Annotated in this window: 24 protein-coding genes; 22 read left to right on the top strand and 2 right to left on the bottom strand. The window is 30.8% G+C overall.

Annotation, left to right across the window (positions count from 1 at the left end):
• The first annotated feature begins 237 nt into the window (after nucleotides 1-237).
• The 14 genes from G594_RS20475 to G594_RS0101270 all read left to right on the top strand — a co-directional run bounded on the left by G594_RS20475 (nucleotide 238) and on the right by G594_RS0101270 (nucleotide 11,352).
• Nucleotides 238-2,043 carry a carbohydrate-binding protein gene (locus G594_RS20475; protein ID WP_081663490.1) on the top strand — a complete coding sequence of 602 codons (1,806 nt, stop codon included), beginning with the start codon at nucleotides 238-240 and terminating at the stop codon, nucleotides 2,041-2,043.
• Between the two features lie 149 nt (nucleotides 2,044-2,192).
• The gene (locus G594_RS0101330; RefSeq protein WP_027096903.1) at nucleotides 2,193-2,936 is read left to right on the top strand and encodes a tetratricopeptide repeat protein; all 744 of its coding nucleotides are present in this window, start codon (nucleotides 2,193-2,195) and stop codon (nucleotides 2,934-2,936) included.
• 366 nt (nucleotides 2,937-3,302) lie between these two features.
• Complete coding sequence (locus G594_RS0101325; protein ID WP_155849274.1) at nucleotides 3,303-3,914, top strand: hypothetical protein; 612 nt, start codon at nucleotides 3,303-3,305, stop codon at nucleotides 3,912-3,914.
• A 97-nt stretch (nucleotides 3,915-4,011) separates the two neighbouring features.
• On the top strand, nucleotides 4,012-4,560 hold the full coding sequence (locus G594_RS18145; RefSeq protein WP_070098151.1) for an RNA polymerase sigma factor: 549 nt from the start codon (nucleotides 4,012-4,014) through the stop codon (nucleotides 4,558-4,560).
• Nucleotides 4,553-4,843, top strand: a complete 291-nt coding sequence (locus G594_RS0101315; RefSeq protein WP_027096901.1) for a hypothetical protein — start codon at nucleotides 4,553-4,555, stop codon at nucleotides 4,841-4,843. Before G594_RS18145 ends, G594_RS0101315 begins: the two co-directional genes overlap by 8 nt.
• Before the next feature lie 239 nt (nucleotides 4,844-5,082).
• Nucleotides 5,083-5,391, top strand: coding sequence for a 50S ribosomal protein L21 (gene rplU, locus G594_RS0101310; protein WP_027096900.1), 309 nt, complete (start codon nucleotides 5,083-5,085; stop codon nucleotides 5,389-5,391).
• A gap of 5 nt (nucleotides 5,392-5,396) precedes the next feature.
• Nucleotides 5,397-5,768 (top strand): ribosomal-processing cysteine protease Prp, encoded by a 372-nt coding sequence (locus G594_RS0101305; RefSeq protein ID WP_027096899.1) that lies wholly within the window; start codon nucleotides 5,397-5,399, stop codon nucleotides 5,766-5,768.
• Nucleotides 5,769-5,771: 3 nt separating this feature from the next.
• On the top strand, nucleotides 5,772-6,071 hold the full coding sequence (gene rpmA, locus G594_RS0101300) for a 50S ribosomal protein L27 (RefSeq protein ID WP_027096898.1): 300 nt from the start codon (nucleotides 5,772-5,774) through the stop codon (nucleotides 6,069-6,071).
• A 171-nt stretch (nucleotides 6,072-6,242) separates the two neighbouring features.
• Nucleotides 6,243-7,529 (top strand): GTPase ObgE, encoded by a 1,287-nt coding sequence (obgE, locus tag G594_RS0101295; protein WP_027096897.1) that lies wholly within the window; start codon nucleotides 6,243-6,245, stop codon nucleotides 7,527-7,529.
• Nucleotides 7,530-7,545: 16 nt separating this feature from the next.
• Complete coding sequence (gene yhbY / locus G594_RS0101290) at nucleotides 7,546-7,851, top strand: ribosome assembly RNA-binding protein YhbY (protein ID WP_027096896.1); 306 nt, start codon at nucleotides 7,546-7,548, stop codon at nucleotides 7,849-7,851.
• A gap of 1 nt (nucleotide 7,852) precedes the next feature.
• Nucleotides 7,853-8,455 (top strand): nicotinate-nucleotide adenylyltransferase, encoded by a 603-nt coding sequence (gene nadD, locus G594_RS0101285; RefSeq protein WP_027096895.1) that lies wholly within the window; start codon nucleotides 7,853-7,855, stop codon nucleotides 8,453-8,455.
• A gap of 1 nt (nucleotide 8,456) precedes the next feature.
• Nucleotides 8,457-9,026, top strand: a complete 570-nt coding sequence (gene yqeK / locus G594_RS0101280; protein ID WP_027096894.1) for a bis(5'-nucleosyl)-tetraphosphatase (symmetrical) YqeK — start codon at nucleotides 8,457-8,459, stop codon at nucleotides 9,024-9,026.
• A gap of 12 nt (nucleotides 9,027-9,038) precedes the next feature.
• Nucleotides 9,039-10,448, top strand: a complete 1,410-nt coding sequence (locus G594_RS0101275) for an LCP family protein (RefSeq protein WP_242829686.1) — start codon at nucleotides 9,039-9,041, stop codon at nucleotides 10,446-10,448.
• Nucleotide 10,449: 1 nt separating this feature from the next.
• Nucleotides 10,450-11,352 carry an RluA family pseudouridine synthase gene (locus G594_RS0101270; RefSeq protein ID WP_027096892.1) on the top strand — a complete coding sequence of 301 codons (903 nt, stop codon included), beginning with the start codon at nucleotides 10,450-10,452 and terminating at the stop codon, nucleotides 11,350-11,352.
• 9 nt (nucleotides 11,353-11,361) lie between these two features.
• Here G594_RS0101270 and G594_RS18140 read toward each other — a convergent pair whose 3' ends face one another.
• On the bottom strand, nucleotides 11,362-12,666 hold the full coding sequence (locus G594_RS18140) for a D-alanyl-D-alanine carboxypeptidase family protein (RefSeq protein WP_051195870.1): 1,305 nt from the start codon (nucleotides 12,664-12,666) through the stop codon (nucleotides 11,362-11,364).
• Between the two features lie 148 nt (nucleotides 12,667-12,814).
• On the opposite strand from G594_RS18140, the gene G594_RS0101260 reads away from it, so the two are divergent.
• The 8 genes from G594_RS0101260 (at nucleotide 12,815) to G594_RS19460 (ending at nucleotide 24,635) form a co-directional block, all read left to right on the top strand.
• Nucleotides 12,815-13,402 carry a helix-hairpin-helix domain-containing protein gene (locus G594_RS0101260; protein ID WP_027096891.1) on the top strand — a complete coding sequence of 196 codons (588 nt, stop codon included), beginning with the start codon at nucleotides 12,815-12,817 and terminating at the stop codon, nucleotides 13,400-13,402.
• A 94-nt stretch (nucleotides 13,403-13,496) separates the two neighbouring features.
• Complete coding sequence (locus G594_RS18135) at nucleotides 13,497-14,216, top strand: hypothetical protein (RefSeq protein ID WP_051195869.1); 720 nt, start codon at nucleotides 13,497-13,499, stop codon at nucleotides 14,214-14,216.
• Between the two features lie 21 nt (nucleotides 14,217-14,237).
• Nucleotides 14,238-14,567 carry an RDD family protein gene (locus tag G594_RS18130; RefSeq protein WP_051195868.1) on the top strand — a complete coding sequence of 110 codons (330 nt, stop codon included), beginning with the start codon at nucleotides 14,238-14,240 and terminating at the stop codon, nucleotides 14,565-14,567.
• 12 nt (nucleotides 14,568-14,579) lie between these two features.
• Complete coding sequence (gene rlmD / locus G594_RS0101245) at nucleotides 14,580-15,938, top strand: 23S rRNA (uracil(1939)-C(5))-methyltransferase RlmD (protein WP_027096890.1); 1,359 nt, start codon at nucleotides 14,580-14,582, stop codon at nucleotides 15,936-15,938.
• A gap of 338 nt (nucleotides 15,939-16,276) precedes the next feature.
• Complete coding sequence (gene licT, locus G594_RS0101240; RefSeq protein ID WP_027096889.1) at nucleotides 16,277-17,122, top strand: BglG family transcription antiterminator LicT; 846 nt, start codon at nucleotides 16,277-16,279, stop codon at nucleotides 17,120-17,122.
• Nucleotides 17,123-17,291: 169 nt separating this feature from the next.
• A complete protein-coding gene (locus tag G594_RS0101235; protein ID WP_027096888.1) occupies nucleotides 17,292-19,121 on the top strand; it encodes a beta-glucoside-specific PTS transporter subunit IIABC in 1,830 nt (609 codons plus the stop codon).
• A 12-nt stretch (nucleotides 19,122-19,133) separates the two neighbouring features.
• Entirely contained in the window at nucleotides 19,134-20,606 is a 1,473-nt protein-coding gene (locus tag G594_RS0101230) for a glycoside hydrolase family 1 protein (RefSeq protein WP_027096887.1), read from the top strand.
• A 234-nt stretch (nucleotides 20,607-20,840) separates the two neighbouring features.
• Nucleotides 20,841-24,635: an alpha-amylase family glycosyl hydrolase gene (locus G594_RS19460; RefSeq protein ID WP_051195867.1), complete on the top strand. Its 3,795-nt coding sequence runs from the start codon at nucleotides 20,841-20,843 to the stop codon at nucleotides 24,633-24,635.
• 58 nt (nucleotides 24,636-24,693) lie between these two features.
• Here G594_RS19460 and G594_RS0101220 read toward each other — a convergent pair whose 3' ends face one another.
• Nucleotides 24,694-26,559 (bottom strand): alpha/beta hydrolase, encoded by a 1,866-nt coding sequence (locus G594_RS0101220; RefSeq protein WP_027096886.1) that lies wholly within the window; start codon nucleotides 26,557-26,559, stop codon nucleotides 24,694-24,696.
• Nucleotides 26,560-26,576 lie beyond the last annotated feature (17 nt).

The raw sequence follows: 26,576 nt of genomic DNA, 5'->3' as shown, positions 1-26,576 counted from the left end.
ATCTTTATATGATTATCAATAAAACATATTTAGTGATATCTAAAAATATTACTAAATATATATCTTTTATAAGTTCACAAAAAATCAATAATTGTAGAAGCATAAAAATCTAATTTATTTAGTACAAATATAGTGAATTGACTAGTGGGAATATTTAAAATAGCTAGCTAATACGAATAGCTGTCTTAGAATACATATTAAAAAAATATGAAAAATTAAAAAGGGAGAGGGTATATTATGACTAGAAAGTGTAAAAAACTAGTATCAATTTTTGCTGCTGTATTACTATTTGTATCAATTATTCCTATTAAGGCAGTTAGTGCAGCACAAAGCTTAGGAGAGAGGTTACTTGTGGGATATTGGCATAACTTTGATAATGGCACAGGAATTATTAACTTGAGGGATGTGTCAGATAAATGGGATGTTATAAACGTAGCTTTTGGAGAAACATATAGTGATAGAGCTGTAGTTGAATTTACACCTTGTTATGATGAAGAACAGTTTATTTCAGATGTTCAGTACATTAAGAGCAAAGGTAAAAAAGTTATTTTATCAATAGGTGGACAAAATGGTGTAGTATTACTACCAGATGCAACAGCTAAAGAAAAATTTGTTAAGTCAATATGTGGTTTAGTAGATAAATATGGCTTTGATGGTTTGGATATAGACTTAGAATCCGGTATATCATTACAAGCATCAGATACAGATTTCAAGAATCCTAAAACACCACAAATAGTTAATCTTATTTCAGGTGTAAGGGAAATATCTGATAAATATGGATCAAACTTTATTATAAGTATGGCTCCAGAAACAGCTTATGTTCAAGGTGGAATTACTGCTTATGGAAATATTTGGGGAGCTTATCTTCCAATAATATATGGATTAAGAGACAAATTAACTTATATACATGTACAACATTATAATGCTGGTGGTAATCAAGGATTAGATGGTGTCACATATACACAAGGAACAGCAGATTATGAAGTAGCAATGGCAGAAATGCTTTTATATGGATTTCCTATAGCAGGTAATAGTAATAATATGTTCCCAGCTTTAAGAGAAGACCAAGTTATGATTGGATTGCCAGCAACTCAGGCTGCTGCACCAAGTGGTGGATATATAAATCCAACAGAAATGAAGAAAGCATTAGATTATTTAATTAAAGGTGTATCATATGGTGGAAGTTATAAGTTAGCTAATGGTAAAGGATATCCAGGATTCAGAGGTTTAATGACATGGTCTATTAATTGGGATGCTAAAAATAATTTTGAGTTTTCTAATAATTATAGAGATTACTTTGATAAACTAACTCCAGTTCAAAATACATTAAAGGCTGCAACTCTTTCTGTTAGCAATATTAATAATGGAAGTTATACATTAACAGCTACAGTACCATCAAGAAATACTGCAACAAGTTATAAGATTCTAGAGGGGACAATGGAAATTTCTACAGGAACATTAACAGCAGGAAATTCTAAGGATACTATAATTACAAAGAGTTTAAGCAATAAAGAAAATGGACAATATGAATATACTATGGTTTTAAATGATGGCACTAATTCTGTAGCATCAAATAAGGTAGTAGTAAAGGTAGAACCTCAACCAGAACTTACATTAAAAGCTGCAACATTATCAGCTAGCGCTGTTAATAATGGAAATTATACTCTATCAGCTATAGTTCCTGAATATAATAAGGCAACAAGTTATAAAATTCTTGAAGGAAGTATAGAAGTAGCTTCAGGTACATTAAATGCTGGTAATAGTGAACAAGTAACTCTTACAAAAAAAATCACAAATAAAGAGATTGGTAGCTATAATTACACAGTTGTTCTTTATGAAGGAGCAAATTCTGTTATATCAAATAAAGTAACTGTTGTAGTAGAAAACTACACACCAGAGGTCCAAGCTTGGGCAGCTTATGTAGCATATAAAAATGGTGATATAGTAAGTTATAATGGAAGCAATTATGTTTGTAGACAGGCTCACACATCTTTACCAGGATGGGAGCCAACTAATGTAGCAGCATTATGGCAAAAACAATAGTTTGAATTTTAAACTCGTCATGTTTCATGGCGAGTTTTTTTGTTTTAAAAGAATGCAGGAACGTAAGAAGAAATAATTTTTTAAAGTGAAACTTTTTCTGAAATGCTTAGTCTAACCAAGTAAGAAGAAAAATGAGAGGGGCTTTAACGATGAAGAAATATAAGGTGAAAATAAAGGTTGGACATTTATGCATGATCTTAATTTCCATATTTATATTGTTTCCGTTTGTTCTATATTCGATAGCAAGTTGTTTAATTAATACAAGAAATGAGAGATATTATAACAAAAAGAGTTACTATGGGACAGCTATTATGGAATTGTATTCTAAAGTACCGAAAGTGACTTCAAATAATGGGAAGACATATTATGATATAGCAACTGGGTATTACAATATACTGGAAGATAATATTTATAAAGCAAGCTTTGGAATGTTTAATGGATTTATAGGTGATGAAAAAAGAGTGAATAAAGCTATAGAGAATTATAAGAGGGGGGTATCTAAAGGAGAAGAAGATGAATATTATTGTAAGAATTTAAGTATGCTTATAAACACATTAGTAATATTAAATAATACTAAAGAGGCGATGGAGTATATAAATTATGCTATAAATTCAGATAATATTGATGTTAGAAGAGTAGGATTAATTAATAAAGTAATAATTCTTGCAAAAAAATATAAAACAGATGAAGCTTTAGAACTGTGTAAAGAGAATTTTAATGACGATAATTTTCAAGTTTTATATTTGAATATTTTATATAATTATAAGAATGCTGAGATTTATAATGAGGAATATAGAAGAGTTTTTGGCGAAAATGATGATTTTAAAAATCATAGTCTAGATTATGATGAGAAGAATTTGGAACCGTTAAAATATATAGATTTTAAATGCTAGACTACATTTACAATAAGAGATGGGGGAGATAAAAAAATATCAGGAAGAATAATTAAGAATGGGAAAGGAGTTCCCTATCAAAGAATAGCTTTAGGGGTAGAAGATGTTTATAACTTAAATAGATATTATTCAAATCTTAGTGATGAAGCTATTCAAAGGGTATATACAGATGAAAATGGATATTATGAATTCATAGGTGTATCAAAAGGGGAACATGATGTTACTTTAACTATTCAGGGATATTTACTCCAAAATGCCCAACTTAATGAAATTAAAGAAGATATAAATAATGAAAGAGTTCATAATGTTACAACTACAAAAGTTGGGGATGAAGATGTTGTGGTTGACTATGAGATATTAGAATATATGGATATAAATAAAGAAGTTCTAGATATAAGTAAGGAATGGCTTACAATAAACTTACCAAAGGTAAAAAATGCAAAATATATAGATGTGTCTTGCGGAAATGGAGGCGTAGTCACTTATAAGAGTACTATAAATGGAGATTGGAAAGTAAGGCTTCCCTTAAGTAATGGTTGTTTCTTAATGAAAAATTTTGCATTAGGTGATGATGGTGGAGATTTTGGATTTGGGTATTTAGGAACCATAAAGAAAACAGATATTTATATATATCTAACTTATAAAGATGAAGCTGGAAGAGTGTTAGCTGAAACCTCATATGATGCTTTGAGGTATAAAAATCCTGAAAAGATATTAAATGAAGGAGACAAACTGTTAAAGAAAGGTAAATTAGAAGAGGGAATTAAATGGTATCAAGAAGAAATAGAAAAAGGAAATTGTAGTAGAGAATTTTTATATCCGATTATTAGGTACTATGGTGATTGGGCGTATATAAACTTAGACAAGGAAGAAAGTATAAAAAAGTATAATGAATACTATGATAAATTAAAAGATATAGGGATTGAGGATGTTGAAAAAAATTGGTTTGATAGTTGGAGAAGTAATTGGGATGATTAATGTTTCAAGGAAAGTATGATTAAGCAGTAGAATGGTACGATGAAAGGCTTAAAGAAGAGAGATAAGAGTGGGTTTATATGGTGGGGTAGTGATGCATATGAGTAGTTGTGATCAAATTAAAGGATTAACAGATAATATAAAACTTAATAAGGACAATGTGTTTGAAGATATAGTTGAAGAATACAGTAATTCGATTATAAGACTTTGCTATCTTCAAACAGGGGATCTGAATGAAAGTGAAGATTTGGCTCAAGAAGTATTTTTGAAGATATATAAAAATCTAGATAGATTTAAAGGGAATTCCTCTATTTATACTTGGATATATAAGATAACTATTAATACTTGTTTCTCTTACTTAAAGAAAAATGGAAAGATAGTTAAAGAAGAACTTAATAGAAACATTCCTAATGAAGAGCTTACTGAAGAAATAGTTTTAAATAAGTATTCTAGGGAAGAAATAAGAGGATGGTTATTTAATTCTCCTACAGACTATAGAGTTCCTTTATATATGTTTTATTTTGAAGATATGAAGATATCTCAGATTGCAGAGGTTCTTGAATGTAATGAGAATACTGTAAAAACTAGATTAAGACGTGGAAAGGAATTTATTAAAAAATGTGCTGGAGGTGAAGTGTTAAATGGATAGATTTGATGAAGAGTTTAAGAATTTTATGAAAGATGAATTTATAGAAATAAAGGCTACTCCTGAGTTTAAAAAAGAAGTTTTTAACAACATTCAAAATAAAAAGCCTAATATTATTTCAAGGGTTTGGAACTATGAGATAGAAATTGATATAAGGGCAGGAATTGCAGCTGCAATTTTAATAATACTACTTCCAAGCCTATACGTATTTAATAAGGTACATGAAATTAAAAAAAGTGAAAGTAAGGTATATACTGAAGAGAAGAGAATAGTAAAAGAGCAATAGAGTTGGATAATAGATATAAATGTTGATAAAAAAATTATACGTACTGTTATTATCTTAATTAACTTCATTATCCCAATTCACTTTGTTTTTTCAACTATTATAAACTTACTTTTTGCTTTACAATATTTTTAAATTATGATAGACTAGTACAGTAAACCGCACACGCACAGGTTTTTTATAAACAAAACATAATAGTTTTGTACCTATAGTGGCGAGACCGTTATGAGGAGGTGTTTTTAATGTACGCAGTAGTAAAGACAGGTGGAAAACAATACAGAGTTCAAGAAGGAGACGTTCTTTTCGTTGAAAAGCTAGACGTTGCTGTTGATTCAACAGTTGAATTAACTGAAGTACTTGCTGTTGGAGGAGAAACTTTAAAGGTTGGAGCTCCATTAGTAGAAGGTGCTAAGGTTGTTGCTAAAGTATTAGCTCAAGGTAAGGCTAAGAAGGTAACAGTTTTCAAGTATAAGAGAAAGAAAGACTACAGAAGAAAGAATGGTCATAGACAACCTTATACTAAGTTAGTAGTAGAAAAGATCGAAGCTTAATTCTTATGATAGAAATTAGGATTGAATCTAAAAACGAAAACATAATGTCCTTTAGAATTAATAATCATGCTCTAATTGGGAGAGAAGCTATTTTAGCTGGAGATGCTTACGATATGGTTTGTAACTCAGTTTCAGTTTTATCTCAAAGTGTGGTTATAGGTTTAGATGAAGTGTTAAAACTTAATGTAAACTATGAAATAAGGGATGGATATCTTGCCCTAGATCTTAATGGGTTCACCCAAGAAGAAATAGAGCAATCTCAAGTTCTTTTAAGAACCTTTGAGAAAAGCATTGAGAGTACAATCTTAAGCTTGGATGAAATGTTTGGTAGTAAGAAACGTAGAGAATATATTACTTTAATTAAAGAGGAGGTGTAATCCATGCTAAAAATGAACCTTCAATTATTTGCCCACAAAAAAGGGGTAGGTAGCTCAAAGAACGGAAGAGACTCAGAATCTAAGAGATTAGGTGTTAAGTCTGCTGACGGTGAATTCGTGCTTGCTGGAAATATACTAGTAAGACAAAGAGGAACTAAGATTCACCCAGGTCTAAACGTAGGTAAAGGTGGAGATGACACTTTATTTGCTAAGATCGATGGTGTTGTTAGATTCGAAAGAGTGGGAAGAGACAAGAAGAGAGCTTCTGTTTACCCAGTTGACGTTGAAGCAATAGCTGAATAATTTGTTAAATAAAGCACCCTGGTTCAGGGTGCTTTTTTTAAGTAATATGCACATAAAGATAATTTTGTAATATTTGTTTAATTTATTATATATATGTTCATGTTATAATAAGGTGATAAATAAGAAACAATAGATAAATAAAGAAGATTTTACATAAGGATAGGTGAGATTATGTTCATAGATAAAGCCAAGATATTTGTAAGGTCTGGTAAGGGTGGTAATGGTTCTGTTTCCTTCAGAAGAGAAAAGTATGTCCCATTAGGTGGACCAGATGGAGGAGATGGAGGAAAAGGTGGAAGTATTGTATTTAAAGTAGATACTGGAATCACTACTCTTCTTGATTTTAAATATAGAAAGAAGTTTATAGCAGAAGATGGAGAAGCGGGTTCAACATCAAAATGTTATGGTAAAAATGGAGAAGATCTTTATATAACTGTTCCAATGGGAACTATTATTAGAGAAGCTGAAACAAATAAGGTAATTGCTGACCTTTCACATAAGGATGATGTATTTGTTCTTTTAAGAGGTGGTAAGGGTGGAAAAGGAAACGCTAAGTTTGCTACGCCTACAAGACAGGCACCACACTTTGCTGAACCAGGAATGCCTGGAGAAGAAATGCAAATTGTATTAGAACTTAAACTTTTAGCTGACGTTGGGTTATTAGGTTTTCCTAATGTAGGTAAATCAACTTTCCTTTCAATGACTACAGCAGCTAAGCCGAAGATAGCAAACTATCACTTTACAACTTTAAAACCCAATTTAGGTGTTGTTGCAGCTGATGGAGTAGAACCATTTGTTATGGCAGATATTCCAGGTATTATAGAAGGTGCATCAGAAGGTGTTGGTTTAGGGTTAGAGTTCTTAAGACATATTGAAAGAACTAGATTATTAATACATGTGGTTGATATATCAGGAATAGAAGGTAGAGACCCATTTGAAGACTTTGTAAAGATTAATGAAGAACTTAAGAATTACTCAGTTAAGCTTTGGGATAGACCTCAAATTGTTGTAGCTAATAAGACTGACATGTTATATGACGAAGAAGTTTTTGAAAACTTCAAAAAGAAGGTACAAGAATTAGGCTTTGATAAGGTATTTAAAATGTCAGCAGCTACAAGAGATGGTGTTGATGATGTTATTAAGGAAGCAGCTAGAATGCTTAAGGAAATTCCAATAACTGAACTTGAAATAGCTGAAGATGAAAGATATATACCAGAAGAAAAGAAATTTACTTATGAAATTAGAGTTGAAGAAGGTGAAGAATACGATACTTATTATGTATTTGGAAGCTTCGTAGATAGATTATTAAGTGCAGTAAACGTACATGATGCAGACTCATTAAGATACTTCCATAAAGTATTAAAGAATAAGGGAGTACTTGATGAATTAAGAGAAATGGGTATTCAAGACGGAGATATGGTTAACTTAAATGACTTTGAATTTGAGTACTTAATGTAATTTAGGAGGAACATAAATGTTAACAGGAAAGCAAAGAGCTTATTTAAGAGGCTTAGCTAACGATATGCAACCTATATTTCAAATAGGTAAAAATGGAATTGAAGAAACTTTTTTAAAGCAAGTTGAAGAAGCTTTAGAAAAGAGAGAATTAATAAAAATAAAGGTTCTTGAAAACAGTGGACTTGAAACAAGAGAAGCTTCTGACTACATCTGTGAGAAGATTAAGGCAGAAGGAATTCAAGCAATTGGAAGTAAGATTGTTTTATATAAGAAATCTAAGAAAAATCCTAAAATTGAAATTCCAGTAGTAAAGAAGAAATAATATGTGTAGGGTGGGTATAATTGGAGGAACCTTTGATCCTATACATTTAGCCCATATCTATATAGCTGAGGAAGCAAAAAAGAAGTTAAACTTAGATAAAGTTATTTTTATGCCAGCGGGAATACAGCCTCTGAAAACCGATAAAAAGGTAACAGAGGCATCCTTAAGGCTAGAAATGGTACAAAAGGCTATAGAGGGTAAGATAGGTTTTGAGGTCTCTGACTATGAAATAAAAAAAGAAGGAAAAAGTTATACATATAAGACTTTAGAGCATTTCTATAAAGAGTATAAAGATTTATACTTTATAACAGGAGCAGACTGTCTTTTAGATATTGATAAGTGGAAAGAGATAGAGAAAATATTTTCACTATGCAAATTTGTTGTATTTACTAGACCAGGTTATAACAATAATGAGTTAGTAAATAAAAAGAGATTTGTAGAAGAGAAATATAATGGGGATATTATTCTTTTAGAAGTACCAGGAATTCATATTTCTTCTACAGAAATAAGAGAGAAAATAATTAATAATGAAAAGGTAGATGATATTTTACCTGCAGTTGTGTTAGATATAATAAAAGAAAAAGGTTTATATAGGGAGCATTAAAATGGTTTTTATGAATGAGGCTTATGATTATATTAAAGGTTGTCTTAATGAAAAAAGATTCATTCATACTTTAGGGGTGGTTTCTGTAGCTAAAAAGTTAGCAGTATTAAATGGGGTATCTGAAGAAAAGGCTGAGCTTGCAGCACTTTGTCATGATATAGCTAAATATACCCATAAAGATGAAATGGTAGAGCTTATGGAAGAAAACAACATAGTTCTTACAGAGGATGAAAAAGTTACTCTTGAATTGTGGCATAGTATAGTAGGGCCAATAGTAGCAAAAAAAGCTTTGGGTATAGAAGATGAAGATGTATTAAATGCTATACGATGGCATACTACTGGAAGAGAAAATATGTCAAAGTTAGAGAAAATAATTTATATAGCAGATATGATAGAACCTTCAAGGAATTTTCATGGAGTAGAGGAAATAAGAGAAGCAACATTGAAAGATTTAGATAATGGTGTCTTGTTAGGTCTTACGCATACAATAAAGTTTTTGCTATCTAAAGATTCTCCTATTGATATTAATACTGTAAAAGCAAGAAATTGCTTGATTATTAATAGGGGGTAGAGGGGGAGAAAAATGTCAAGAGATAGAAGGGAACCAGAGGCAATAAGAAGAAAGAAACAAAGAAGAAGAACTCCACAAGAAATAGAAGAACTGAGAAAAAGAAGAAAAAATGATGAAATGAGACAGCTTCAAGAATATGGAGAAGTTAAAATAAAAAAAAGAAGACCAATTGAAGATGATAAAGGACCAAGAAGCAAAAAGAAACGAAAGAAAACATCTAAAAAGAAGAAGGTTTTAATAGGAATTTTATCTGTATTTATTATTATACTAGCTATTGTGGTTATCTCTATAGGTAGTTTGTTGGGAAAAATAAAAGGTGGCAATATAGGTGAAGCTGTAACGCCTGCACCAGATGAAGCAGTTAATGTTCTTGTTCTTGGGCTTGATATAGGTGATCCAAATCAAACCAATAATTATGAGATTAAAAGAACTGATACTATAATGGTGGCACAGTATGATCCAAAGAAAAAGGATTTAGATTTGGTATCTATACCTAGAGATACGTTAATTACTGAAAATGGACGTAATTATAAGATAAATGCAGCATACCAAAAAGGTGAAACCAAGGTTAAAAGTTTGGTAGAAGATTTACTAGGCATACAAATAAATTATACTGTTAAGATAGACTATAATGCCTTTAGACAATTTATTGATGCTATAGGTGGAATTGAGATGGAGATAGAAAGAGACATGTATTATGATGATCCAAGTCAAGATCTTCATATAAGTTTTAAAGGTGGAACAGTAGAACATTTAGATGGTAAAAAAGCAGAAGAGTTTTTTAGATGGAGAAAGAATAATGACGGAACTGGATTAGCTACTGGTGATATAGGTAGAATAGAAAATCAACATAAATTTATACAAAAAGTAGTTGAAAAGTGTACAGGACCTTCAATAGTACTAAAAGTTCCAGATATAATTAATGCAATAGGATCAAATATTCAAACTAATATGCCAACAGGCAAGCTTTTATCTTATGCACTAGATGTTGTTAAAGTAGACCCATCTACAGTTAAGATGTGGACTGTAGAAGGAGATTTTAAGACTATAGGTGGACAGTCTTATGTAGTGTTCAATAAAAGCTATAATCAAGAGTTGTTAAAAGCCCTTCATAATACAGGTGACACAACTGTAGATAAAACTAAGTTAGGAGTACTTATATTAAATGGTACAAAGATTAATGGCTTAGCTGGTGAAGTAAAATCAAAGCTAGAGTTAACTGGATGGACTGTAGTTGATGTTGGAAATGGAAATCCTACAACTAAAAGTATAATAAATACTGATAATGAAGAACTTAAAAAAGCTCTTAATAAGGATTTGCCTACAATAACTAAGTCTGATAAGAAATTGGAAGATATAAAATACGAACAATATGATGCTGTTATCATACTTGGAGAGGATTATAAAAAACTAGGAGAGTAGAATGAGTACTTTAGAAAAAAAGGTTTCAAAAGAATATGAAGGGGCTACTATTAGAGAGTTTCTAAAGGAAGATTTGGGGTTGTCTAGTAGATTAATAAGAAGATCTGCTATAGAGAAAAGAATATTAGTTAATAAAAAAGAAGTAAGAATGAGATATATTGTTCACACTGGAGATTTAGTTCAAATAAATCTCCAAAGTGATGAAAGTCAAAATATAACTCCGGAAAAAATGGACTTAGATATAGTATATGAGGATGAGGATATTCTAGTTATTAATAAAAAGCCATATATGGTAGTTCATCCTACAAAAACTTATCAAAGTGGTACCTTAGCCAATGGTGTATTATTTTATTTTAAAGAAACTAATCAAAACTGTATTGTAAGATTAGTTAGTAGACTTGATATGAATACATCAGGATTAATAATAATTGCTAAGAATCAATTTGCTCATATGGCTTTATCTAAAGAAATGGAAGAAAATAATTTAGAAAAGAGATATCTTGCAATAGTTCACGGAAATCTTAAAGAAAAAGAAGGAACTATAGATGCACCTATATATAGACCTGATGGTGAAGAGTTTGGAACCATGAGAATAGTTGATGAAAGAGGGCAAAGAAGTATAACTCACTATAAGGTGATTGAAAGCTTTAAAGATGCTGACTTAGTAGAATGTTTACTTGAAACAGGTAGAACTCATCAAATAAGGGTTCATATGAAACATTTAGGGCATCCTATATATGGAGACACCCTTTACGGGTTTGAAGGAGATGAGGAGCTAATACCAAGGCAAGCTCTTCACGCTTATGGATTAGATTTTAAGTCTCCAAAGACTAAAGAAACATTATCTTTAAGAGCAAAATTACCAGATGATATGGAAAGCTTATTAAAAAAAGTGGGAAGGTAAATTACCTTCTCACTTTTTTCTATTTATAATTTTTTCCCATTTATTCATAAATTTTTTCTTTTTAGTTCTTCTTCTATGTACTGATATTAATAATATAATAAGAATTATCAAGGCTGTTCCTAAAGTTATTAACAATACTTTATTTTCATTTAAAAAATCTATTAAAGCTAATTTGTTAGTGTAATCTCTATCTATTCCACTAATTAAATCTATAGTTTTAAATGTCTTACCATCAATATTGACTTTTGCAGTAGTAATAACTCCTCCCTTTTTCAAGCTCATTTTAGTCAACTTGTTAGGAAGTGTATATTCGAGAGAAGAATTAAGCTTATCACTTGTACCGTTTTTAGTTGTATAATAAACATCTTCATTAGCTAAAACGGGAATAGAAGAATTGTTATCTAAGGCAACTTCAGTAATAACTTCTCCCTTTTTATAAACTTCATTTTTAGTGAAGTTATTATATCCATAATTAAATATTGTTTTTGCATCTGAATAAACTTTTTCTATACTTTCACCCTTTAAGAATGAAGCTATTAATCTATGTCCATCTTTTTCAGAAGCAATAATATTTGTAAATCTTGCATCAGATGTATATCCTCTTTTTGCAGATAGTGAATATTCATAAAAATACTTTGAATTTTTTAATAATATAGAATTATGATTATTTAACCATCTTTCATAGCCATCTAAGTTACTAGGTGGTAGTTGAAGCATTACTGTTCTAGTCATCTCAATAAACTTAGGATTTTTAATTGCCTCCCTCATAAAAAGGGCCAAGTCATTAGGTGTTGTATAATGATTTTCATCTGGTAAACCACTAGGATTTGTGAAGTGACTATTATTAGCTCCAATGGCTTTTGCAAAATCATTCATTTTTTTAGCAAAAGCTTCTTTAGAACCAGCATCAAACTCAGCTAATGCTTCTGCACAGTCATTACCAGATTCAAGTAAAAGTCCTAATAATAAATGTTCAAGAGTAATTTTCTCACCTTCTCTTAAACCTATGGAACTTCCATCAGCAAAGGGAGGATTTTTTCCAACAGTTACAACTGTGTCTAAATTGTCATATTCATTTAGTATAATTGTTGCAGTTATTATTTTTGTTGTCGATGCAGGATAGTATTTTTTATCACCATTTTTAGAAAATAGTATTTGTCCTGTATCAGCATCTAGCAAAGTTACACCTTCACTAGTTAAATATGGGCTACTTTCAGCGTAAACGATGTTACATGGTAAAAATAATAAACTGAATATAAGAATTATCATTAACATTGATAAAGATCTTTTTATATATGTAAATAAATTATTCATTTAGTACCTCTCAAAAAACAATAATATAATATATTCTAACAAAATTTTTAAATTAATTCTACAAAATTAATAAAAGTAGAATATATTAGGTTAAATATAGAGTTTTTGTTAATAATCATAAGAGAATATTAAAGGCATGAGGTGTTTTATGAAGAAAAAGTATACAGCTGTGGGGATTATAACTATCGTTGTTATGGTAAGTTTCTATGCTTTATTTACATATGTTAAATCTGGCAAAGATCAGTTGAAGAAGAATGAGACTGAAAGTATGTTTGTTGAAGAGGATGAAGGGGAGGCTATTGAACTGAAAAATAAGCAAATAGTAGTAGATGTAAAGGGAGGTGTTAAAAGGCCTAATATTTATAGATTAGATGAGGGGAGTATAGTAGAAGATGCAATTAAGATTGCTGGAGGTACTACAAGTGAGGCTGACTTGATTAAAATAAATAGAGCAGAAAAGTTGTCAGATAATCAAGAGGTTATAATCCCTATAAAGGGACAAGATGAAAGTGAGTCTTTTGTAAGTTCTGCTTCAAGCAGTAGCGGAAAAGTAAATATTAATACAGCTAATGAAACTGAATTAGATTCTTTACCAGGGATTGGACCTGCAAAAGCAGTAGAAATTATAAAATATAGAGAGGAAAATGGAAAATTTAAATCTATTGAGGAAATAAAAAACATAAAAGGCATAGGAGAAGCATCTTTTGAGAAATTAAAAGATAGTATAAAAGTATGATATTTGTTTTAAAATAGGTGTTTTAATGATATAATTAATCCGTATTAAGAGATCAAAAAATGTTTATATATAGGGGTTCATAGGAGGAGAAATAATGTCTAAAAAAATAATAGCTCTTATTTTAGGGACTATGATGACAGTATCATTAGTAGGGTGTAGTAATAGGGAGAGTAAAGAAGACAATACAAAAACATTTGCTATTGAAAATGATGAGAAATATTCAAATTTGGATGGAGAATGGTCTAAGGATATAACATTAAAAATTTTTGATGAGAAGTTTGATAAGCTTTTTGGTGAAGTAAGGGATAAGTGTAAAATGTACGGCTTAACTTTTAATGAAAAAGGTGAAGAAAGCGTAAAGCAAGAAAAGGGTAGAACTGTAAGTAAGAAGTACTTATATCTTGATAATGAAAAGCCAGAGAAAAATCGTCTTGAAAGCTTATATTTTGGAAGAAAGCTATTTGGGGATGATTTATCATCAGGTCAAATAACACTTAAGTTATCTTTAAATTTTGATGGAGAAGGTGCTTTAAGTGGTGAAAATAAATTTGATTTTGGAGATACATCTTTAGCATCTTATGCTGAGTTTATGACTGGAGAAAAAGATAGAGATTATTCTAAAATTAATGAAGAAATTATAAAGATATTAAAGAGTGATAGTGGTGAAGGGGTTTATCAAAACACTATAAATGGTTTATATGAAGAATATACTATAAATAAAGAATACTTAGTATATACTTTAGAAACTAAGGAACTGCAATTTGTAAAAGAAGGTTCAGAGGAAAATATAGATGCAGCAACTACTACTAATTAATGAATTTGAGGAGGAAAAGTTTTGTTAAAGAAGATTTTTGCAGGAGTTTTAGATGAAATGATAATCTTTGGTGTGTCAGCCTTAGGATTATTAGTAGTGGAAGGTGTTTTAAGAATATTTGGGTTCACAATGGTGACAACAGAGATTTTCTTAATAATTAACATGTTTGTAATTAATGCCTTATATTTCCCTTTATTAGAAGGTGGAAAGTATGGTACAACTATAGGAAAGAGAATACTTAAGTTAGATAATCATAATGAAGAAGTAAAAAATGATGATATTGTAGCTGATACTATAGAAGAAGTTGTTTCTGATGATGCTACAGAGGAAGTTGGAGAAGAAAACGAATAATAGGAGTTGAACATGAGAAAAGGCAGCGAAATACTAGTAAAAATAGATAAGACAGAATTTCCTTCTATAGGTATTGGAACTGAGGGAGATAGAAAGATTTATGTTAAGAATACATTCCCAGGTCAAGTGGTTAAGGGAAGAGTAAAGAAGAAAAAAGCTGATTATGCAGAAGTAAAAGCTTTAGAAGTTGTTGAAAGAGCTGAATATGAAATAGAGCCTAAATGTCCTCACTTTGGTATTTGTGGAGGGTGCTCATCACAAAACTTATCTTATGATAAACAATTAAGGTTATTAAGTGATGAGGTAAAAGAATTATTTATAAATGCAGATGTTCCTACAGGAAATTATGAAGGGGTTACTGGAAGTAAGGATCAGTGGGAATATAGAAATAAGATGGAATTCACTTTTGGAGATATGGAAAAGGGTGGAGAACTGACTCTTGGAATGCATATAAAGAATAAATCATTTGGAATTATAAATGTTCATGAATGTAAAATAGTTGATGAAGATTTTAGAACTATAATAAACCTTACAGTTAATTACTTTAGAAAGCAAGATTTACCTTACTATAGAGTAATGAAGAGAGAGGGATATTTAAGACATTTAGTTATAAGAAAAGCTAAGAATACAGGGGAGCTTATGGTTAACCTAGTAACTACAACTCAAATAGATTTTAATTTAGATGAGTATGTAGAAATACTAAAGAATGCTAAGTATGAAGGAAAATTAGTTTCTATTATCCATACAGAAAACAACTCCTTCTCAGATGCAGTTGTGCCTGAAAAGGTAAATGTTCTTTATGGTATAGATCATATTCAAGAAGAATTATTAGGGCTAAAGTTTAATATATCACCATTCTCATTCTTCCAAACTAATACTAAGGGTGCAGAAAGTCTTTATAGTATTGTTAGAGAATATATGGGAGATGCTGATAATAAAGTTGTTTTCGACCTTTACTGTGGAACTGGGACTATAGGTCAAATAGTTGCACCAAATGCTAAAAAGGTAGTTGGAATTGAACTTATAGAAGAGGCTGTTGAAGCTGCCAAGGAAAATGCTAAACTTAATGGATTAGATAATTGTGAGTTTATTGCTGGTGACGTTGCTGTAACAATTAAAAATGTTAAGGATAAACCAGATATAATTATATTGGATCCACCAAGAAGCGGGGTTCATCCAAAGGCATTAGAATATGTTATTAAGTTTAATGCTAAGGAAATAATATATGTATCTTGTAATCCTAAGACATTAGTTACTGATTTAAAGGTACTAATTGATGCTGGATATGAGGTTATAAAGACTAGAGTTAAGGATATGTTCCCTAACACCCCACATGGTGAAGTAATAACAAAACTTGTAAGAAAGCTTTAGCTGACTTAACAAGTTTTAAGGATATTACTTTTGCAGGGGATTACCAAGAATAGGAATGTAGTGAACTATGATTGGAACGAAGCTACTGCTGAGGTTGGTTGTTAAGTTTACGAAGGCAAAATATAATGATTGATATTGAGGGCTTAGAGTAATCTAGGCCTTTTTATTTTTAAGAAAAGGATTGCAAAGGTTAAATTGTTGTGATATTATAAAATTAATAAGAATAGACATTAGGATGGTAATTGTTTTAATGCAAGCTAGACCTATTTATAAGCAGTGTGGGAATACTATGCTCATTTTGCTTATAGATGGGTTTTTTTGTTTTGGAGGACAGTAATATGATAATACATAGAATACTTAATAATAATGTTATAATCACTCTTGATAAAGATGAAAAAGAGTGCGTTGTTTGTGGAAAGGGTATTGCTTTTAAAAAGAAAATTGGTGATGAAGTTGATAGTAAGGAAGTTAATAAAGTTTTCGTTTTGAAAGACCAAGGAATGAATGAAAAGTTTAAGCAGTTATTATTAAATATACCCCTAGACCATGTTAAACTTGCAGACGAAATAATACATTTAGCAGAAACAAAGTTAGGAAAAAGATTGAATGATAGCTTAATAATATCCTTAAGTGATCATATATATACTGCTATTTCTCGTTATTTAGAAGGAATTAGTATGAAGAGTGCTATGATTTGGGATATCAAACGTTTTTATGAAGATGAATTTGAGATTGGTATGAATGCACTAGATATGATTGAAGAGTTATTTAAGGTAAGATTACCTGATGATGAGGCTGGGTTTATTGCTTTGCATATTGTGAATGCAGAAATGGATGAAAGTAATATGGAGCAAATTATTGATATAACACGTATTATGCAAGAGATATCTAACATTGTTAAATATTATTTTAGAGTTGAATTTGATATTAATTCAGTCTATTATTATCGTTTTATTACACATCTTAAGTTTTTCGCTCAGAGACTAGTTTTAGGAAAAACAATTGATGACGAAAGTAATGATGGATTATTAGATGTTGTTAAAATAAAATATCATACTTCATATAAGTGTGTGGGGAAAATTAATGATTATATAAAAGGTAAGTATAATTATGAACTATCTCCTGAAGAGCAATTATATCTTACAATTCATATTGAACGTGTCATTTATAAAACTAAACTTTAATTAAGTTAATATGCCTTTATAGGTGTTTAAATATCAATAAACTAATAGGAATGGATGTGATAAATGGTTGTATTTTTATATTAAAACTTATTTTTTGTTTGGATGGTAACATTAAGTTGGCTAAACCTTCAGTTTTTGAATGTTAGGAAAAATGGAGGCGAAGAAAAAAATGGGAAAATACTCAAAGTTAGCAGATGATATTATTAAAAATGTCGGTGGAAAAGCAAATATTATAGATTTAAAGCATTGTATTACACGTTTACGTTTTAATCTAAAAGATGAAAGCATTGCAAATGATGATGTTTTAAAGAACATGGATGGCGTAATTACTGTTATGAAAGCCATGGGACAATATATGGTGGTTATTGGTGAACATGTACCTCATGTATATGCTGAAGTTTGTGAAAAGATTGGAATGCAAGCTTATGGCGGAAAAGAAGGAGCAGGGGTTGAAGAAAAAAAAGCAAGTTTATTTAATCGTATTCTAAGTGTAGTTATGGGTGGAATGGGACCTTGTTTAAACATGATTTGTGCTAGTGGTATTGTTAAGGGACTAACAACTTTATTAACTTTTTTAGGGGTTGTTATACCTGAAGATGGGGTTTACCTTTTATTGATGGCAATTGGAGATGCAATATTCTTCTTCCTACCATTAATGCTTGGTTACAATGTGGCTAAGAAATTAAAAATGGATCCTTATTTAGGTTTCCTTATTGGTGCTATTATGTGTTATCCAGCAATTAATGGTGTAGATATTAATTTGTTTGGACATGTATTTAATGCTACTTATACTGGAACATTTTTACCAGTTGTATTTATGATTGCTGCAGCAGCACCTTTAGAAAGATTTTTTAAAAAATATGTGCCAGAGCTTGTTCGTAATTTTATTGTACCAGTACTTGTATTAGTAATTGTTGTTCCTATAGGATTTGTTTTAATTGGACCTGTGGCAAATTTAATTGGTGTAGGAATTAATACTGGAATTAATTCATTACTTAAAGTTAGTCCAATAGTTGCAGGTACTCTTTTAGCTGGATTCTATCAAGTGTTCGTATTATTTGGTGTTCATGGAGTATTATTCATGTTCCCATTTATGGATTTAATGCAAGGTATACCTAGTCAATTAATGGCGTATACATTCTTCTCATGTTTTGCTCAAATTGGTGTTGTTTTAGCGATTTATTTAAGAACTAAAGATAAGAAGTTAAAATCAATTGCTCTTCCAGCATTTATTTCAGGAATATTTGGTGTTACTGAACCAGCTATTTATGGAGTAACATTACCACGTATTAAGATGTTTGTTATTTCTTGTATAGGTGCAGCTACTTCTGCTATTGTAGTTTACCTTACTAATATTATGATGTATACATATACAGGTATGGGAGTTATAGGGTTATTAGGATTATTAAATCCTAAAGGTCCACAAATATTACCACTTATCATAGCTGTAGCAGTTCCATTCATAATTTCTTTTGTATTAGCTTATTTAATGTTTAAAGATGATAAGATTGAAGAAAAATCAGATAATAAAGGTCAAAAATCAACACAAGAAGTTGTTTTTGCACCAGCTAAAGGTTCTATATCACCATTAAGGGAATCTGCTGATGAGGCATTTGCATGTGAAGTATTAGGAAAAGGTATTCTAATTAATCCTACTGAAGGGAAAATAGTTGCACCTTTTAATGGGACAGTTCGTACATTATTCCCTACAAAACATGCTATTGGAATTGTATCAGAAGATGGCTGTGAAGTGCTTATTCACATTGGATATAATACTGTTCAATTAGAAGGAAAGTATTTCAATAGCTTCATAGAGCAAGGTGACGTAGTTAAAAAGGGAGATTTATTAGTAACTTTTGATATAGAGCAGCTTAAAAAGGAAGGGTATAGTGTAGAAACACCTATTATCATTACTAATACTGATAATTATTTAGATATTATAGAAACAAATAATAATAGTGTAGAGGCTGGAGATGAGCTTCTTACAGTTGTACATTAGGAGGGATATAACATGAGTTTTCCAAAAGATTTTTATTGGGGTGGTGCTACTGCTGCCAATCAATGTGAAGGTGCATATAATGTAGATGGAAGAGGACTAGCAAAAACAGATGTTACAACTGCTGGAACAGCTACTACGCCACGTGGTATAACTTATCGTTTACCAAGTGGTGAAACAGGACTAGCACCTCAATTTACACCATATCCTAAAGATGCAAAAGGTGCAATTTTAGATGGGTATTATTATCCTAACCATAATGCAATTGATTTCTATCATCATTATAAAGAAGATATTGCTCTATTTGCAGAAATGGGATTTAAAATGTTTCGTATGTCTATTTCATGGTCAAGAATATTTCCAAATGGAATAGAAGAAGAGCCAAATAAAAAAGGTCTTGATTTTTATCGTGATGTATTTGAAGAACTTAAAAAATATAATATTGAACCTTTAGTTACAATTTCTCATTATGATACACCACTTTATTTAGAAGAAGAATTAGATGGATGGAAAAATCGTAAACTTATTTCATTATTTGATAGATATACTGAAGTATTATTTAATGAATATAAAGGATTAGTTAAATATTGGCTAACATTTAATGAAATAAATAGCCTTTTAATGTTTAAAGATTTTATTCATAACATGTCAAAGGATGATATAGCGAATAATTATAAAGCGTTACATAATCAGTTTGTTGCAAGTGCAAGAGCTGTACAACGTGCACATTCTATTGATCCAGAATACAAAGTAGGATGTATGATAGCTGGAGCATGTTCGTATCCATTAACATGTGCTCCAGAAGATGTATTAAAAAATCAAAAGAAGATGCAGGATAGTTTTTATTACTGTGGAGACGTTATGGTACGTGGAGAATATCCTGTATTTGCAAAGAGATTATGGAAAGAAGATAATGTTAATCTAGAATATACAGAAGAGGATATTAAAGATTTAAAAGAAGGAAAAGTTGACTTCTTTAGCTTCTCTTATTACTCAACAACTTGTACTTCAGCCGATAAAAATGTGGCTAAGGATGGATTAGGTAATTTTAGTCTTGGTTCAAAAAATCCATATATCCAATATTCTGAATGGGGATGGGGAATGGATCCTATAGGTTTACGTTATTATTTAAATGAAATCTATAATCGTTATGAAATTCCAGTTATGGTTGTTGAAAATGGGCTAGGAGCTATAGATGAACTAACAGAAGATAAAAAAGTACATGATCAATATCGTATTGAATACCTAAGAGAACATATTAAATCAATGGAAGGTGCCTTAGAAGATGGGGTTGATTTAATTGCATATACTCCTTGGGGATGTATTGATTTAATTAGTGCTTCTACTGGAGAAATGAAAAAGCGTTATGGTTTCATTTATGTAGACCTTGATAATGAAGGTAATGGAACAATGCAAAGATATAAAAAGGATTCATTTGAGTGGTATAAGAAGGTTATATCTTCTAATGGAGAAGAATTAGGCTTATAAAATAATTAAAGGAAAGGAAGTCTATTATGAGTGTTATTCATAATGGACTTCTTTATTTTTTGAGTTAATCTTTAAGATGAACTATTTTTTTATGTTCAAAAATAGAATGAAAAGTTATCCTTAGGGTTAGGAAATATATGTAAAATTCTCATTTTTAGAATAAGGTAAAAAGGGGCAAAATTGTAGTAATATATTAATAAAAACATATACAAAAATTAAAAAGGGAGGGAGAATATGGTTATCAATAATTTCAAAAGACTAAGAGGTAAGATAGCAGCGGTATTAGTCATAGTATTTTGCCTTAGTTTAGTATCTATTCCTGAGGTGTTAATAAATGCACAAGAGACTAAACAGGAAGCACAAATGAGAGTTGAAATACTATCTCCAAGAGTTAACGAAGATGGTACCATAACGTTTAGTGTTAAGTATGAGGGGGATACCCTTTATTTAGCAGGGGATATGACTAGTTGGGAATCAGGACAAGAATCTATGACTAAGGGCGATGATGGTGTATTTAGATATACTACAGAAGTACCTTTAGAACCAGGAAGATACCAATACAAATATAAGCCTAATAGTAACAATTGGGAAGGGGCTTTCACCCAAGAATATTCACCAGATGGAAACTCTATTTTAGTTATTAAAGCTTTAGGTGTTACAAAAAATGATGATAATACAGTAACTTTTAGAGTTAAGTATGATTCTGAAGAGCTTTGTATAGCTGGAACTATGAATGGCTGGAATCCTACTGCTACACCAATGGCTAAAGGAACAGATGGAGTTTTTGAAGTAACATTAGAGCTTGGTGTTGGTATTCATCAATATAAGTATGTTACAGGAGATACTTGGTTTAAGGATCCTAACAACCCTAATGAAACTGCAGAGGGAAACTCTATAGTAGAAATAAAAGGGAGCCTACAAAGTCCTGTAATAAATGGGGATGGTACAGTAACCTTTAGAGTAAATCATGTTAGTGAACAAGTTAAGCTTGCAGGAAGTATGACAAATTGGGCTTCTAATGCAATCACAATGCAAAAGAGTAAGGATGGAAGTTTCTATACTACTTTAGCATTAAAACCTGGACAAGTATATGAATACAAGTTTTTTGATGAAAATAATAACTGGTTCACTGATCCTTCAAATGAGAACACTTCAAATGGTAACTCAGTAGTAACAGTACCAACATATACAATAGAACAAGGCACAGATGGAAAATATAAAATAACGATAAATACTAAGTATGATGGAGACGAATTATATTTAATAGGTTCATTCCCACAAGTAGACTGGAATATAAGTAAAGAAGTCAAGATGACAAAAGTAGAGAATGGTATCTTCTCAACAACATTAGAAGTTCCAGAAGGTAAATATGTATATAAATTTAAACCTCATAGTGGCAATGATTGGTCAGATGCTTTCTTAGATTCGGGTAACCAAGTAATATCTGATGGTAACTCTGCAATTTATGTTGGAGAAGAAAGAAAAGTAGAAAATAAGTATGTAGAGTTTAAGTATGTAAAACCAGATAAAGATTTTGAAGATTGGAATATATGGATGTGGTCGGCAGGCTTTGATGGAATGCAAAAGAATTTCTCTTCTTTTGATGAAGATACTGCTACAGCAAGATTCTTAGTTCCAGAGGGCGCATCTACAATAAGTTTTATTATTAGAAAAGGGGAGTGGGTAGAAAAAGATCCATTTGGAAGTGATAGAAATATAACTTTAGATCCTAATTCTAATATTACAAAGGTAACAGTAGTAAGTGGAGAAAAAGATTATTTCCAAGTACCATCAATTGAGAATGCAGAAGTTAATATAAATGATAAGTCTATATTATTTAGATATAGGGATAGGAATTTATATTTTAATAATGTACAGGGTCAAATTGAAAGTGTTAAGGTAAAAGTTGAAGATGAAAATGGTAACTCTAACTTATATGATATGCCTTATGATTCTACCAATCAATATTTTGAGTATAGGCTTAACAATATTCAAGAAGGAAGATATGAATATACCTTTATAGTAGATGGAGAAGAGGCTAAATCAGGTGTTGTAGACTTAAAGTTATATTATATTAACGGAGTAGCTGAAGTGTCACCTAAAGAAGTTGATTATGATCAAAACACAGTAGTTAAGGTTACTTTAGATGAAGAGGTAAGCAAAGATAACATAAAAGAAATTTATATGGATTTATCAGAAGTTGGTGGATCTAATAAAGTTCCTATGGATTTAGCTTTATTAAATAATAATGTTATTAGTCAAACTATCGGGGTAAAAGATGCTGTAACATCAGGTGATAAAAGTATAATAATAGTAGTAGTTGATAAGAATGGGCAAGAACATGAAATTGAAACAAACCTAACTGTAAAATCAAAAACAGCTATAGGCGATGAAGATTTTGGATTTGATGAAGCAAGAATTTATTTTATTGTAACAGATAGATTCTTCAATGGTGATGAAAGTAATGATGATCCAAATGGAAACAACTATGATAAGAGTAATCCATTTACTTACCATGGGGGGGACTTAAAGGGATTAACTGCAAAGATTCCATACTTAAAGGATTTAGGTATAAATACTATTTGGATTACTCCAATTGTAGAAAATACAGATTTTAATCAACAATTTTCTTCAGATGGAAATCAATATTCTTACCATGGATACTGGGCAAAGAATTTTGAAAACTTAGATCCGCATTTAGGTACAATGGATGATTTAAAAACATTAATAGATACAGCTCATGATAGTGATATAAAGCTTATGGTTGATGTGGTTTTAAACCATGCAGGTTACGGAATGAATAAAGAAGAAGGAAATAGTGGTGCTAACAATTATCCTACTAATGAGGATAGAAGGTTATTTGGAAACATGTTTAGGGATGTTGTAGGAAATGACTTCGAAACTCAAGAAGTATCAGGTTTACCTGATTTTAGAACTGAAGATTCAGAAGTAAGAGAAACTCTTGTAGACTGGCAAAAATCTTGGATTGAAAAATCAAAGACTGATAAAGGTAATACTATTGATTACTTTAGAATTGATACAGTTAAACATGTAGAGGGAGCTACTTGGAAATCATTAAAAAACAGCGTAACAGAAATAGATCCTAACTTTAAGATGATAGGTGAATATTATGGAGCTGATGTAGATTCAACATTTAACAAGTTAGAAAATGGTGAAATGGATGCATTATTAGACTTCCAATATAAGAATAAAGCTAGGGATTTTGTGAATGGAAAGATAACAGAAACAAATGACTACTTAAATTCTAGAGCAGATAAGATTAGTAATACTTATCTTTTAGGGCAATTTTTAAGCAGCCATGATGAGGATGGATTCCTTACAACTGTAGACTATAATTTAGGAAAGCAAATGATAGGTGCAGCTATTCAGATAACTGATAAAGGTATTCCGGTAATTTATTATGGTGAAGAGTTAGGCATGACTGGTAAGAATGGAATGGAATTAGGTGATGCTAACAGATATGATATGGACTTTTCTAGATTAGAAGATCCTGAATATGCAAAAGTTTATAATCATTATAAGAAACTATTAAATATAAGAAAGGATAACTCGCTAGTATTTTCTAAAGGTGATAGAGTAACTATTGACGGCGGTGATGAAGATAAGTTTAGTGCATTTAGTAGAACTTATAAAGGTGAATCTGTAGTTACAGTTCTAAATATTGATGAGGTGGAACAAGAACGTTCTATATATGTTCCATATGAGGCAGGAACTGTACTTGTTGATCCTTATAACAATAAGGAATATACGGTTAATGAAAATGGAGTAGTAAATGTGGTGATACCGGCTATGATTGAGGGGGGAACAGTTATATTAACAACTAAAAAGACATCTAGTGATTCAGATAATGGAAATATAAATAATGGAGTTAACAAAGATGAAAGTGGAGATACTGTTAAGACTGGTGATTCTTTAAAGATGGAAGGAGTTATATTTCTAGCAGCCTTAATGGTTACTTCATTAGGAGCTATTACTATTATTAAAAACAAAAAGAAAGTAGCTAAATAATAAAAGGGGATGTATCAAAATTTATTTTGATACATCCTTTTTAAAATATTTTATTATCTTATCCCATGAACATGAATGTATGACAAGTAAATACTGAAGCAACTTGCATAAAGCATAGTAAGCTTCCTACTATAATTCCAGGAACATAAGGATTATTACAATATTTAAATATACGACGTAATAAAAGTATAGCTATTGGGAACACAGGTATTGCATTAATCATATATGTGAATGTAAATGTTGATCCAAATATATTTTGCTGTACCCCTGTCTTAGCAAATAAATAGTATCCAACAAATGTGATTACAAGTGCAGGGATCATATTCATAAATGCAAAGAATAAATCATTTAACCATGTAGGCTCTTTACCAATTTTTGAGTAGTATGCAGAATTTATTGCAATACTAACAGCGATACCAAACAATAAATAGAATGGTAGGTAAGTAAAGAATAAGTATAAGTGATCTAAAGGCAATTCACGCATTCCCCATAGATAATAACGTAAATCTATTTGGAATATATATTGTGCAATATACACAACAGCTAGTACACTTGATATTCCTATGATAGCTAATAATATTGACTTTATAACATCAATAAATGGAATTCTTACACCCCATTGCTTTAAAGTATCTCCTTCTTTTCTTCCATATAAGAAGTAAGAACCAAAAGAAGTAAATAACATAAAAAGTCCATTAGCTAATGCCCATAAAGCGTATATATTACTTGTTTGTTGTGGTAACTGATTTGTTACAAAGTATCCTAATCCTTTATTAAAGATTAAAGATATGCTTATGAAAGCAAATGCACAGTTAAGAATGGTTAATGACCAGAACCAAATTTTTCCTTTGTTATTTGGGGTAGGACGTAATTGTTTATTATCTTCAGCTTTTAAGCTAGAGAAGAATTTTGTTTTTGTTAATACTGCAATTGTAAATATACATATAGCTAAGGCACCAGCAAGTCCTAAAATAGATGCGATACTATAGAATTTCCAAATTTGCATACTACCAAGTTTATATTGTGGAGCTTCTAATGTTTCTTGGAAAAAGTCCACTACTGATGCTACAGCACCACTACCACCTTGTGGCTTTGGATGAATTTCGTTAGCTTTTGTAATACGACGAATTACTTGTTTACCATTTATATCAGTTGAGTATGTATGTCCAGGAAGTACTTCATCACCTTGGAATGCAGATGGTGCTTGTCCAAAACTAGCGAAGGATTTAGCTTCATTAGAACCTAAGAACTCTTGAGCTGATATTATTTTTCCAGTATCATCTTGGGTACTGAAATAAACATGGTCATAGAATGTATAGTAAAGACCTACACTACGGTTTCCATATACGTTTGCCCAGTTTCCTTCAAAATCTTTAAAAGTAGGGTTACTTGCAATAAGGTATACTGAAGAGATTAATTTATTAGGGCCCATATTATCTAAAGTAACACTAATATTTGTAGCATTCCCACCCATTGAATGACCCACTATACCTATTTGGTTTGAATCAACATAATCTAAATCGCTTGCATATCTTACAGCAGAGTAGATTCCATATCCTTCTGTGTTGATATCAGTGAAGAATGTTTCATAAGAGGTTATATCAGAACCACCATGGTTTAACATATCAGGTGTTATAACAACGAATCCACGACGAGATAATTCTAATGCATATTGAGCATAACATTCTTTTGTTGTTGATAAACCATGAGCAAATACAACAGCAGGAGCTTTATTTTCTGATGTTGCATTTTTGGGACTATAAACACGAATACTAACATTATTACCAGATCGTGTTTGTATTGTTGTAGTTTCAATTCTTACTTTTCCAAAGTTACTTAGAAGTAAGTTAGAACTAATTAAACAAAATAGAGTGAAAATTAATGAGAAAATTAGTCCGCGTTTAGCTATAAATTTCTTTTTCATATGTTTCTCCCTTCACA

Origin of the sequence: Clostridium paraputrificum AGR2156 (assembly GCF_000424025.1) — a bacterium.
Lineage (GTDB): Bacteria > Bacillota > Clostridia > Clostridiales > Clostridiaceae > Clostridium > Clostridium paraputrificum.
This window is presented reverse-complemented; position numbering and strand designations above follow the sequence as displayed.